Source organism: Hespellia stercorisuis DSM 15480, from assembly GCF_900142165.1.
Lineage (GTDB): Bacteria > Bacillota > Clostridia > Lachnospirales > Lachnospiraceae > Hespellia > Hespellia stercorisuis.
Map to the genome: position 1 here is coordinate 23,502 of NZ_FQZY01000024.1, position 12,900 is coordinate 36,401.

10 protein-coding genes are annotated in these 12,900 nt (G+C 46.9%); 9 read left to right on the top strand and 1 reads right to left on the bottom strand.

Annotated elements, in window-relative coordinates:
* The first annotated feature begins 210 nt into the window (after positions 1-210).
* The 9 genes from BUB85_RS09350 (at position 211) to BUB85_RS09390 (ending at position 11,988) form a co-directional block, all read left to right on the top strand.
* Positions 211-855, top strand: a complete 645-nt coding sequence (locus BUB85_RS09350; RefSeq protein ID WP_073109177.1) for an epoxyqueuosine reductase QueH — start codon at positions 211-213, stop codon at positions 853-855.
* Between the two features lie 179 nt (positions 856-1,034).
* Positions 1,035-2,414: an argininosuccinate lyase gene (gene argH, locus BUB85_RS09355; protein ID WP_073109086.1), complete on the top strand. Its 1,380-nt coding sequence runs from the start codon at positions 1,035-1,037 to the stop codon at positions 2,412-2,414.
* 57 nt (positions 2,415-2,471) lie between these two features.
* A complete protein-coding gene (gene asd, locus BUB85_RS09360; protein WP_073109089.1) occupies positions 2,472-3,560 on the top strand; it encodes an aspartate-semialdehyde dehydrogenase in 1,089 nt (362 codons plus the stop codon).
* A gap of 221 nt (positions 3,561-3,781) precedes the next feature.
* On the top strand, positions 3,782-5,884 hold the full coding sequence (ppk1, locus tag BUB85_RS09365; protein WP_073109092.1) for a polyphosphate kinase 1: 2,103 nt from the start codon (positions 3,782-3,784) through the stop codon (positions 5,882-5,884).
* Between the two features lie 78 nt (positions 5,885-5,962).
* On the top strand, positions 5,963-7,009 hold the full coding sequence (locus tag BUB85_RS09370; protein WP_073109094.1) for an aldose epimerase family protein: 1,047 nt from the start codon (positions 5,963-5,965) through the stop codon (positions 7,007-7,009).
* 3 nt (positions 7,010-7,012) lie between these two features.
* A complete protein-coding gene (locus BUB85_RS09375; RefSeq protein ID WP_073109096.1) occupies positions 7,013-9,064 on the top strand; it encodes a DNA topoisomerase in 2,052 nt (683 codons plus the stop codon).
* Positions 9,065-9,089: 25 nt separating this feature from the next.
* Positions 9,090-9,761 (top strand): acyltransferase, encoded by a 672-nt coding sequence (locus tag BUB85_RS09380; RefSeq protein ID WP_073109099.1) that lies wholly within the window; start codon positions 9,090-9,092, stop codon positions 9,759-9,761.
* A 96-nt stretch (positions 9,762-9,857) separates the two neighbouring features.
* Positions 9,858-10,334 (top strand): methylglyoxal synthase, encoded by a 477-nt coding sequence (locus tag BUB85_RS09385; protein WP_073109102.1) that lies wholly within the window; start codon positions 9,858-9,860, stop codon positions 10,332-10,334.
* Between the two features lie 124 nt (positions 10,335-10,458).
* A complete protein-coding gene (locus BUB85_RS09390) occupies positions 10,459-11,988 on the top strand; it encodes a sodium:solute symporter family transporter (protein ID WP_073109106.1) in 1,530 nt (509 codons plus the stop codon).
* A gap of 122 nt (positions 11,989-12,110) precedes the next feature.
* Here the strand turns inward: BUB85_RS09390 and BUB85_RS09395 are convergent, their stop codons facing one another.
* Complete coding sequence (locus BUB85_RS09395; RefSeq protein ID WP_073109110.1) at positions 12,111-12,821, bottom strand: S1 RNA-binding domain-containing protein; 711 nt, start codon at positions 12,819-12,821, stop codon at positions 12,111-12,113.
* Positions 12,822-12,900 lie beyond the last annotated feature (79 nt).

A 12,900-nucleotide genomic window follows, 5' to 3' on the forward strand; every position in this document is an offset into this window, starting at 1 on the left:
CTTCGCCGTCTGATGGTCTGTTTTCCGAGACTGCAGGCGGAGGATTGCCGACAACAACAGGATGAAAAATGACGAGGTAATATGAAAACAAATATATTAAAAACAAATATATCAAAAACAAATACATCAAAAACGAACACATTTAACGCAGATAAGCAGGAAATATATTTATCAAAAAGCAGCACACAAAAAATCAATTATCAGAAACGTATGGACGAATGTATTCAGCAGCTTCAGAGTGAGAACCGGATCCCAAGGCTCCTGCTTCACAGTTGCTGTGCACCCTGCAGCAGCTATGTGCTGGAGTATCTGTCGGAGTATTTTGAGATTACTGTTTTTTATTACAATCCCAATATTTTCCCGGAAAGCGAATACAACAAGCGGATTCTGGAACAGCAGACACTGATTGGGGCGATGTCATTTAAAAATCCTGTATCTTTCCTTGCAGGCAATTACGAAAAAGAAAAATTTCAGGAGCTGTCCCGTGGACTGGAGTACATCCCGGAGGGGGGAGAGCGGTGCTTTCAGTGCTATGAACTCCGCCTCTCCCAGGCGGCGAAGGCCGCAGCGGAGAACGGATTCGACTATTTCACGACCACACTCAGCATCAGCCCGATGAAAAATGCCCAGAAGCTCAACGAGATCGGACTGGAATGTGAGCGGCAGTTTGGAGTGAAATATCTGCAGTCCGATTTCAAAAAGAAAAACGGATATAAGCGCTCAATTGAACTCTCAAAAGAGTACGGACTTTATCGGCAGGACTACTGCGGCTGCGTGTATTCCTTCAGGGAACGCCAGAATGCGCAGGATCAAAAGGAAAAATCACCAGAAAAAAGGCCGGGTACGGTTAAATAAATAACTATAGAATTTGATATAGACAAGTAACGCTTTATTGTGGTAAACTAGTCAGCAAAGCATTTTACAAGGTGGAGACCATCTGGAACGAAGTTTCATATATTCCATGTTTCCGCCGGTCTGCCGCTGAGCGAAAGCGAGGGGCATGACATATCATATAAGAGAAAAGAGGTTACAAAATGGCTCAGTTATGGGGCGGCCGTTTCACAAAAGAGACGGACAAGCTGGTATATAATTTTAATGCATCAATTTCATTTGACCAGAAATTCTATGAACAGGATATCCGGGGCAGCATTGCACACGTGACGATGCTGGCGAAACAGGGGATCCTGACAGACGGTGAAAAAGAGGAGATTATTGCAGGTCTGGAAGGAATCCGACGTGACGTGGAAAACGGGACGCTGGAGATCACGGACAAATACGAAGACATCCACAGCTTTGTGGAGGCGAATCTGATTGACCGCATCGGGAATGCCGGGAAGAAACTGCATACCGGACGAAGCAGAAATGATCAGGTCGCACTGGATATGAAGCTTTACACGCGGGACGAGATCACCCAGCTTGACAAACTGGTCAAGGATCTGTTGGAGGTGCTTCTGACCACCATGAAAGCGCACACAGAGACCTACATGCCGGGCTTCACACATCTGCAGAAGGCGCAGCCGATTACGCTGGCACATCATATGGGAGCTTACTTCGAGATGTTTAAGAGGGACCGTCAGAGACTACAGGACATCTACAGACGGATGAACACCTGTCCGCTGGGATCCGGAGCTTTAGCCGGAACCACCTATCCGCTGGACCGGGAATATACTGCCAGCCTGCTTGGGTTTGACGGGCCGACGCTGAACAGTATCGACGGAGTCTCTGACCGGGATTATCTGATCGAGCTTCTGTCAGCCATGTCCACGATTATGATGCATCTGAGCCGTTTTAGTGAGGAGGTCATTATCTGGAACTCCAACGAGTATCAGTTTGTGGATATTGACGATGCATACAGCACCGGTAGCAGCATTATGCCGCAGAAAAAAAATCCTGATATCGCGGAGCTTGTCCGTGGAAAGACCGGGCGTGTGTACGGAGCACAGATGTCACTTCTTACCACCATGAAGGGAATCCCGCTGGCTTACAACAAAGACATGCAGGAGGACAAGGAGCTTGTATTTGATGCCATGGATACGACGAAGGGGTGTCTTGCACTGTTTACCGGTATGCTCCGCACCATGAAGTATAACGAGGAGAATATGGCGGCAAGCGCCAAGAACGGCTTCACCAACGCGACGGACGCGGCAGATTATCTGGTGAATCACGGGGTGCCGTTCCGGGACGCACATGGAATCGTTGGACAGCTTGTTCTCCACTGCATCGAGAAGAACATTGCGCTGGATGATATGAGTCTGGAAGAATACAAGGCAATCTCACCGGTGTTTGAGCAGGACATCTACGATGCAATCAGCATGAAGACCTGTGTGGACACCAGAAAAACCATCGGCGCACCGAGTAAAGAGGCGATGGATCAGGTGATTGCAATTCACGAAAAGTATTTACAGGAATGTTAAGCAGAAGCTGACATTCTCATCTGTGGAACATAGAAAAAGAAATGGGAGGACAAAAAGATGGAACAGAAATTAAAGGTTGGTATTTTAGGTGCGACAGGTATGGTTGGACAGAGATTTATCTCTCTGCTGGAGAACCATCCATGGTTTGAGGTTGTCACTCTGGCGGCAAGCCCAAGATCTGCAGGGAAGACCTACGAAGAGGCAGTCGGTGACAGATGGAAGATGTCGACACCAATGCCGGAGGCCGTTAAAAAATTAGTGGTTTTCAATGTGAATGAGGTGGAGAAGGTCGCAGCTACCGTTGATTTTGTATTCAGTGCTGTAGACATGACAAAAGACGAGATCAAAGCGATCGAGGAGGCGTATGCCAAAACAGAGACACCGGTAGTGTCCAATAACAGTGCACACCGCTGGACACCGGATGTGCCGATGGTAGTTCCGGAGATCAACCCACAGCATTTTGATATCATCGAGTCCCAGAAGAAGCGTCTCGGAACAACCCGCGGATTCATTGCAGTAAAACCAAACTGTTCGATCCAGAGCTACACACCTTGTCTTGCGGCATGGAAAGAGTTTGAGCCGGTCGAAGTCATCGCGACGACATATCAGGCAATCTCAGGAGCAGGAAAGACATTTAAAGAGTGGCCGGAGATGGTAGAGAACATCATTCCTTACATCGGTGGCGAGGAAGAAAAGAGCGAGATGGAGCCGCTCAAGGTACTCGGACAGATTGAAGGAGACCACATTGAGAAGGCATCTCTTCCGAAGATCTCCTGCCAGTGCATCCGTGTTCCGGTTCTGAATGGCCATACAGCTGCTGTATTTATTCGTTTTGCAAAGAAGCCGACGAAAGAACAGCTGATTGAAAAACTGGCTGCATTCAAAGGATTCCCACAGGATGAGAAGCTGCCGAGTGCACCGAAGCAGTTTATCCGTTATATGGAAGAAGACAACAGACCACAGGTAAGAGAAGATGTGGACTACGAGAATGGCATGGGTGTATCCATTGGTCGTTTGAGAGAGGACACCATCTATGATTACAAGTTCGTGGGTTTGTCACACAACACCGTCCGCGGTGCAGCCGGCGGGGCAGTACTCTGCGCGGAGGCACTGACAGCAAAAGGATACATTGCAGCAAAGTGCTAAACAATATCCGGGGATATAAGAAGATACGTTTCAGAGAGAAAAATACGTAAGTAATGGCAGAGATATCGGAGGAGGATTTCCTTAGATATCTCTGTTTTGCACTTTCTATCCATTCAAGTTTGAGGCGTTCATTTTGAACCAGGAAATTCTTTTATTAAATGATAGTTCGTGTTACAATATAATGTGAAAATCTTCGACTGGAAAAATGGGGGTTCAATAGAATGAATAAAGAAAAATTAGTCTATACACAAAACAGAGAACTGTCATGGCTTCGTTTTAACCAGCGTGTTCTGGAGGAGGCGCAGGACGTGACGGTTCCGCTTCTGGAGCGCATGAAATTTGTTGCGATTTTTACGAGCAATCTGGATGAGTTCTTTATGATTCGTGTGGGAAGTCTCTATGATATGTCTCTTGCAGATGATAAAAAAATAGACAGAAAATCAGGCTGGACCGCAACGGAGCAGCTGACGAAGATCTATGATGCAGTTCGTCCTATGTACAAAGAACGGGACAAGACGTATGCAGAGATCAAAAAACAGTTAAATCCTTACGGCGTGTGCGGGCTGGATTTCAAGGAACTGGAAACACAGGAAAAGAAGTATGTGAAAAAGTATTTTAAGGATCAGATCCTGCCGATTCTGTCACCGCAGATCGTGGATGTGAATCATCCGTTTCCGCATCTTCTGAACAAAGAAATCTATGTGGTTGCCAATCTGAAGATGAACAATAACAGCATGCTGGGAATCGTTCCGGTGCCTCAGTTCGTCTCCGATATCCTGTATCTGCCGGGCAGCGATATCCGCTACATCCGCATGGAAAAGGTGATCATGGAATACATGGAACTCGTCTTTGAACAGTATGAGGTGTTTGATAAAAACTACATCTGTGTGACCCGCAACGCCGATATTTCACCGGATGATGAAGCATTTGCCGACAATGATGATTTCAGATATATCATGAAAAAGACACTGAACCAGAGGAGACGAATGGCAGTGGTCCGCTTAGAGGCCGCGTCTCCGTTCAGCAAGGAGATGGAGAAATATTTCTGTGACAGGTTTGAAATCAAACCAAATCAGATTTTCAGGACGAAGGTTCCCATGAAGCTGGCGTATATGTTTGCCATCGCGGACAAGGTGCCGGTTTCTATGAGAAAATCTCTGAATTATGAATCCTTCAGCCCGCAAAATTCACCGATGGTGAGTGATGGCAGTGTGATGGCGCAGGTAAAACAAAAGGATATCATTTTATCGTACCCTTATGAGAGCATGGATCCATTTTTGAAGCTGATCAAAGAGGCGTCTGTGGACCCCAATGTAATGACAATCAAAATTACGATCTACCGGCTTGCCAAGAAAACGAGGCTGGTGGAATATCTCTGTGCGGCTGCAGAAAACGGCAAGGAGGTCACTGTACTGATTGAACTGAGGGCACGGTTTGATGAGCAGAATAACATTGACTGGTCCGAGCGGATGGAGGATGCCGGGTGTCGTGTGATCTACGGATTCGAGGGCTACAAAGTGCACTCAAAGATTTGTCTGATCACCTACCGGAACCGGAACGACATTCAGTATATCACACAGATCGGAACCGGAAATTATAACGAGAAGACGGCGGCGATGTATACCGATTATTCTCTGATGACGGCAAATCAGTCTATCGGACGCGATGCGGCAGATTTTTTCAAGAATATGTCCATCAGCAATCTGGACGGTGTTTACCAGAATCTGATCGTGTCACCATCCAGCCTTAAACAGAATGTGCTGCGGTGTATTGACGGTGAGATTGCAAAGGGGAAAAATGGAAGGATCATCATGAAGATGAACTCCGTGACGGATATGGATTTTATGCAGAAGATCGCTGAGGCTTCGCAGGCAGGGGTGGAGATTGATCTGATTGTCCGTGGAATCTGCTGTATTCTGCCGGGAGTCCCCGGTTTTACGGAAAATCTGACTGTTTCCAACGTGGTGGGCCGCTTCTTAGAGCACCCCAGAATTTTCTGCTTTGGAACGGGAAGTGCGCAGAAGATATACATTGGATCGGCAGACATGATGACCCGCAACACAGAAAACCGTGTTGAGGTTGCCTGCCCGATTTATGATGAAGCAATCAAAGAAAGACTGAATGCGGAGATCAAAATTATGCTTTCGGACAATGTAAAGGGGAGATTTTTACAGAAGGACGGGACATATATCAAAAAGCCGGCCGGAGGTGTTCCGGTTGATTCACAGCAGGTGTTTATGGAGAGAGCACTGCGTGCGACGAAGCCGAAGGCTCCAGTCAGAAAAAGTTTTTGGAAAAGATTTTTACGGTTTTTGAAAAGATAAAACGATGATACAAAAAAGAGAGTTTAGAAAAAAGCGAAAAGGGGAATTTTACTCTTAGTAAAAGATGGAGGCGGAAGTATGAAAGAATTGGTGATAACAGATTTCGGGAAGACGTCGGATGGAAAAAGAGCATCCTTATTCACGCTGACCAACAATAATATGATGTACGTGGCGGTGAGTGATTATGGAGCATCACTGGTGAGGATGGTGGTTCCGGATGTCGATCAGATGCCGGTGGATGTTGTACTGGGATATGATAAGGCATCTGGTTACGAGGCGGGCGACCTTTTTTTTGGAGGCACGATCGGGCGCTGCGCCAATCGGGTCGGAGGAGCAGTCTTTGCGATAAACGGAACCCAGTATCAGCTGGATAAAAATGACAATGAAAACAATCTTCACAGTGGCATGGATTATTATAATAAACGTCTCTGGGAGGTGCGCAACAAAAACAACCACCGGGTGACGTTCACGCTTCACAGTGCGGATGGTGATCAGGGATTTCCCGGCACCATAGATGTGGAGGTGACCTACGAGCTGACGGAGGATAATGAACTGAAAATCAGCTATTTTGCAACGCCTAATGTTGATACGATCATTAACATGACGAATCACAGCTATTTTAATCTGAACGGACATGCGTCGGGAGACGTTCTGAAGCATCAGGTCGCAATTGATGCGGATTATTATACCGAAACGGACAAGGATGCGATTCCGACAGGGAGGGTTGTGCCGGTGGCAGGCACGCCTATGAATTTCAAAAAGAGAAAAGAAATCGGCCGTGACATCGGGGATCGTTATGAGGCACTTGTGTACGGTCATGGATATGATCATAATTATGTGCTGAAGAACGAAAAAAAGATGGCGAAAGTCGCGGTGGCTGTCGGCGACCGGACTGCAATCAAGATGGAGGTCTATACAGACCTGCCGGGAATGCAGTTCTACACAGCCAATTATGTGGATGGCGAACATGGAAAAGAGGGAGCGGTTTATCAGAAACGTTCTGCGTTCTGCTTTGAGACGCAGTTTTTCCCGGACGCTATCCATCACATCGATTTCGATGGACCAATTTGCAGAGCAGGAGAGAACTATACCACGTCTACCGTGTATAAGTTTGTGATAGATTAACATATGGGAAAATCAGTATATATAGCAGAAAAACCGAGTGTGGCGCAGGAATTTGCGAAGGCACTCAAATTAAATACAAGCAGAAGAGATGGATATCTGGAGTCCTCCGAAGCGATTGTGACCTGGTGTGTAGGACACCTGGTCACGATGAGCTATCCGGAGGTCTATGATCCGAGCCTGAAAAAATGGAGTCTGAGTACCCTTCCCTTTATTCCGGATGAGTTTAAGTATGAGGTAATTCCGGCGGTGTCAAAGCAGTTTCAGATCGTGAAGGGCCTGCTGACAAGGGAGGATGTGGATACGATCTACGTCTGCACTGACTCCGGGCGCGAGGGAGAATACATCTATCGCCTGGTAGAGCAGGAGGCGCATGTGACAGGCAAGGAACGGAAACGTGTGTGGATCGATTCCCAGACGGAGGAGGAGATCCTGCGCGGAATCCGGGAGGCGAAGGACCTGTCCGAGTACGATAATCTCAGTGCGGCGGCATATCTGCGCGCCAAGGAGGATTATCTGATGGGAATCAATTTTTCACGCCTTCTGACCCTGAAATACGGCAACAGTATTTCCAATTATCTGCGCACGAATTACGCAGTACTGTCTGTGGGGCGTGTCATGACCTGTGTCCTTGGAATGGTAGTGCGGCGGGAGCGGGAGATCCGGGACTTTGTGAAGACCCCGTTCTACAGAGTGTTGAGTACCATCGATCTGCAGGGGCGTACATTCGAGGGAGAATGGCGGGCCGTCAAGGGTTCCCGCTATTTTGAGTCGCTGGATCTATATAAAGAGAACGGTTTTAAAAAACGCGAAAAGGCAGAGGAGCTTATCGCATATCTGAAGGAAGAGGAACCACTGGTCTGTCAGATAGAGAAAATAGAAAAGAAAAAAGAAAATAAAAATGCTCCGCTTCTGTTCAACCTGGCGGAGCTGCAGAACGAGTGCTCCAAACGCTTTAAGATCAGTCCGGATGAGACGCTGCGTATCGTACAGGAGCTGTATGAGAAGAAGCTGGTCACGTATCCGAGAACGGATGCCCGCGTGCTGTCCACTGCGGTGGCGAAGGAGATACATAAGAATCTGAACGGTCTGTCCAAATATCCGATGGCGGCCCCGTTCCTGAAGGATATCGTGGGATTTGGCAGTCATAAGGGGCTGGAGAAGACACGGTATGTCAATGACAAACAGATTACGGATCATTATGCAATCATTCCGACCGGTCAGGGACTGAGCGCGCTGAATGCGGTGGCACAGACGGCAAAGCAGGTGTATGATATCATTGTGCGGAGATTTTTAAGCATCTTTTACCCGCCGGCAGTCTACCAGAAGATCAGTCTGACGACCAAAGTGCGGGAGGAGCGTTTCTTCTCCAGCTTCAAGGTGCTGGCGCAGGAGGGATACCTGAAGGTGACCGGGGTTCCGGGTGCGAAAAAGGCGGACACAGACAATGGCGACGGTACGAATCCGGAGGAAACCGGACAGGATAACAACATGGATGTTCAATTTTTTGATGTGATCAAAACCCTGAAAAAGGGAGATACGCTCCCTGTAAAATCACTGGATATCAAAGAGGGGGAGACTTCTCCTCCGAAGCGCTACAACTCGGGGTCTATCATTCTGGCAATGGAGAACGCCGGACAGCTGATCGAGGATGAGGAGCTCCGTGCACAGATCAAGGGAAGTGGAATCGGAACGAGTGCAACCCGCGCAGAGATACTGAAAAAACTGATCAATATCAAGTATCTTGAATTGAACAAAAAGACGCAGATCATTACCCCGGCACTGCAGGGAGAGATGGTGTTTGATGTGGTGAACAATTCCATAAAATCCCTGCTGAATCCCGAACTGACGGCAAGCTGGGAGAAGGGACTCAACTATGTTGCGGAAGGCGATATCACGCCGGATGAATACATGAAGAAGCTGGATGACTTCATTGTCAGCAGGACAAACGGAGTTCTGCGGCTGAACAACCAGTTCCAGCTGAGGGGATGCTATGATCAGGCGGCCCGCTTCTATAAGCTCCCGGCAGCCGCGAAGAACACAAAACGCAAGAAATAAAATAACAAGACTGAGAGGACACACAATGAAAGAAATGACAGTAAAAGAGATGTATACGTTAGATGAAACCATCGCAAAAGAGCTTTTTACAGGTGCAACGTATCCGTGGGAGGTGCTCCCGAAAATCCACGATTTTATTCTGGAACTGGGCAGGACACTGGATCCGGAAGAATATGACAAAACAGGTGACGATGTATGGATCGCGAAATCTGCGAATGTATTTCCGAGTGCCTACATTCATGGACCGGCGATTATCGGTAAGAATGCGGAAGTCAGACACTGTGCGTTTATCCGCGGGAATGCAATCGTTGGCGAAGGTGCGGTCGTGGGCAACTCTACCGAACTGAAGAACGTGGTACTGTTCAACAAAGTACAGGTACCTCATTACAACTATGTGGGAGATTCCATTCTCGGCTACAAATCCCATATGGGTGCAGGTTCCATTACATCAAATGTAAAATCCGACAAAAAACTGGTGGTCGTGAAGACCTCGGAGGAGAATTTTGAGACCGGTATGAAAAAATTCGGAGCCATGCTGGGAGACTGCGTGGAGGTCGGATGCGGAACAGTTCTGAATCCGGGCAGTGTAGTCGGACCACATACAGATATCTATCCGCTTTCCATGGTGAGAGGATATGTTCCGGGCCATTCGATTTATAAAAAACAGGGTGAGGTAGCGGAGAAAGCAGAACGTTAAATCCAGGTGAAAATACTGGGCTTTTCCGACAGATTATAGTATGATAATTAAAGATGCGTGGAGGTCCACTTTACTGAAAGGAAAATGGTGGTGTAGATGTTAGAAGAAAATTATATTGATTTTGAGATACCTGCAACCAAACACATTGCACTGGTCGCACACGATGGAAAGAAAAAAGAGCTGGTCGAGTGGTGTGAAAAAAACAAAGAAATTCTGAAAAGCCATTTTTTGTGCGGAACAGGAACAACTTCGCGGCTGATCGCCGAGAAGACCGGACTGCCTGTCAAAGGGTATAACAGCGGACCGCTTGGCGGAGATCAGCAGATTGGAGCTAAAATTGCAGAGGGACAGATTGACTTTATGATTTTCCTCTGGGATCCGTTGGAGGCACAGCCTCACGATCCAGATGTAAAGGCACTGCTCCGCATTGCGGTTGTGTATGATATTCCCATTGCAAACAATCTTGCGACGGCCGATTTTATGCTGTTCTCAAAATTTATGGAGGAGCCTTACAACCGTAAGGTCGAGAACTTTGACAGGGTTGTGCAGAACAGAGTAGAAGAGATGAAGTAGATCGCAGCAGTTCCCCCTTTTTCTTGACAATACAGCGGTGGTATGTTAGGATACAAAAGAGCAAACTTTAACGCTTTAAAGCGCAACGAGTTAAAGCGTAATAAACGAGAGTGGGGGAACAAAAATGATAATAAAAATAATTCTTTTGATTGTCTTTTTTGCAATGATGGTAGGCGTAGGGTTTTATTCCAGAAAACACACCAGGAGTGTGGATGGCTTCGTGCTGGGAGGGCGTTCGGTGGGGCCGTGGCTCACGGCGTTCGCGTATGGAACGTCCTATTTTTCGGCGGTTGTTTTCGTGGGGTATGCGGGACAGTTTGGCTGGAAATACGGGATCGCATCCACCTGGATCGGCATCGGGAATGCTTTGATCGGCAGTCTGCTGGCCTGGGTGGTTCTTGGAAGGCGGACAAGGGTTATGAGTCAGCATCTGAAGGCGAAAACGATGCCGGACTTTTTCGGACAGCGGTATCAGAGTAAATCGCTGAAGATCGTGGCATCTATGATCGTGTTCGTTTTTTTGATTCCATATACGGCATCTGTCTACAACGGCTTATCAAGACTGTTTGGTATGGCCTTTGACATTCCGTATACGGTATGCGTGGTGGCCATGGCAGTCTTTACGGCACTTTATGTTATCATGGGCGGATATATGGCTACTGCAATCAATGATTTTATTCAGGGAATTATTATGCTGTTTGGTATCGTTGCGGTTATTGCGGCGGTTTTGAACGGACAGGGCGGATTCCTTGCGGCAATTCAGAAGATGGCGGAGATCCCGAGTGATATTCCCCTTACACAGGGGCAGCCGGGAGCATTCACCTCATTTTTTGGACCAGATCCATTGAATCTTCTGGGGGTGGTAATTCTGACCTCACTGGGAACCTGGGGACTGCCTCAGATGATTGGCAAGTTCTATGCAATCAAGGATGAGAAGGCAATCAACACAGGAACAGTGATTTCGACTTTGTTTGCATGTGTGATTGCGGGCGGATCATATTTCCTCGGCGGTTTTGGCCGGCTTTTTGACAGCGCGAACTTCACCAATCCAGATACGGGAATGATTGCCTACGATGCAATTATTCCGCATATGCTGTCGACCCTTCCGGATATTCTGATTGGAATCGTGGTCGTGCTGGTTCTGTCTGCATCCATGTCGACGCTGTCGTCTCTTGTGCTTACATCCAGTTCAACATTGACGCTGGATCTGCTGAAGGATAATGTGCTGAAAAACATGACAGAGAAAAAACAGGTTGTGACGATGCAGATTATGATTGTATTCTTCATCGTCGTATCTGTGGTGATCGCGCTGGATCCTCCGACCTTTATTGCTCAGCTCATGGGAATCTCATGGGGAGCACTTGCCGGTGCGTTTCTTGCACCGTTCATGTACGGCCTCTATTGGAAGGGCGTAACAAAAGCCGCAGTGTGGGCAAGCTTTGCAGCCGGAGTTGGAATTACCGTATCAAACCTGTTTATTGGCTACATTGCCTCACCGATCAATGCCGGTGCAATTGCCATGATCGCAGGGCTCGTGATTGTTCCGATTGTCAGTTTGATTACGCCGAAATTTGAAAAGAAAGATATGGATAAGGTATTTGAGTGTCTAGATGAGAAAGTGCTCATCGACAAAAAGCATTCTCTGGAAATGTAAGGCCTGTTTTTCGAAATATAAGAGGTGTCTTCGAAAATATAAGAGATGTTTTCTATAATAAAAAACCACCACAGATCAGATGTTACTTTTTGATCTGTGGTGGTTTTTTACATGGTATAATATTACAACTTGATGTTTTTAAATAAATCACCTAAGCTTGTTCCGATATTCTCAGCCTTCGGAATATCTACTTTTTCGTAAACTTCCTCGCCTGCATCAGACGGATTCTGAAGAGCCTTGATGCTGAGACTGATTTTTCCTTCTTTGATACCGATTACTTTTACAGAAACTGTATCACCGACTGTCAGAACGTCTGCCGGGGATTTGATTCTCTTCTGAGCAATCTGGGAAATGTGAACGAGTCCGGATAATCCATCCTCTAATCTCACGAACGCGCCGTAAGTCTGCAGGCTCTCAACAGTTCCTTCCATAACGGAGCCGACTTTTACGTTCGCAATTTTGTCAGCCTGTGCCTGACGTTCTTTGGCTTTCAAAAGCTCTCTTGCGGAAAGCACGAGACGATTGTTTGTCTGATCTACATCAATCACCTGAACCTCGATATCCTGTAAAAGGAATGTTTCCAGATTCTCGATATATGATAAAGATAATTTGGACGCAGGAATAAATCCGCGTAATCCTTCAACTGTAGCGATTGCGCCACCATTTACGATACCTTCTACCTTAACAGGAAGTACGGTTTTTTTCTCCATGTACTCTGTAACACGGTTCCATGGATTAGCATCATCCAAATGTCCTTCGAAATCAGCCATTGTCTCTGTAGTTTCTTCTGTGGTTTCAGTAGTTTCCTCTACCTGTGTCAATTCTTCACTCATTTTTGCACCTCATTTATATTTTCTGGTTAAATCGAGATAAGTATATCACAAGTACACCCTAAAAAACAACCAAACTTCA

Bases quoted from the DNA above. Each gene is read 5' to 3' on its own strand.
- BUB85_RS09370 (WP_073109094.1), top strand. From the start codon at position 5,963: ATGAAAGAATTGGTGATAACAGATTTCGGGAAGACGTCGGATGGAAAA.
- BUB85_RS09395 (WP_073109110.1), bottom strand. From the start codon at position 12,821: ATGAGTGAAGAATTGACACAGGTAGAGGAAACTACTGAAACCACAGAA.
- ppk1 (WP_073109092.1), top strand. From the start codon at position 3,782: ATGAATAAAGAAAAATTAGTCTATACACAAAACAGAGAACTGTCATGG.
- asd (WP_073109089.1), top strand. From the start codon at position 2,472: ATGGAACAGAAATTAAAGGTTGGTATTTTAGGTGCGACAGGTATGGTT.
- BUB85_RS09390 (WP_073109106.1), top strand. From the start codon at position 10,459: ATGATAATAAAAATAATTCTTTTGATTGTCTTTTTTGCAATGATGGTA.
- BUB85_RS09385 (WP_073109102.1), top strand. From the start codon at position 9,858: ATGTTAGAAGAAAATTATATTGATTTTGAGATACCTGCAACCAAACAC.
- BUB85_RS09380 (WP_073109099.1), top strand. From the start codon at position 9,090: ATGAAAGAAATGACAGTAAAAGAGATGTATACGTTAGATGAAACCATC.
- argH (WP_073109086.1), top strand. From the start codon at position 1,035: ATGGCTCAGTTATGGGGCGGCCGTTTCACAAAAGAGACGGACAAGCTG.
- BUB85_RS09350 (WP_073109177.1), top strand. From the start codon at position 211: ATGGACGAATGTATTCAGCAGCTTCAGAGTGAGAACCGGATCCCAAGG.
- BUB85_RS09375 (WP_073109096.1), top strand. From the start codon at position 7,013: ATGGGAAAATCAGTATATATAGCAGAAAAACCGAGTGTGGCGCAGGAA.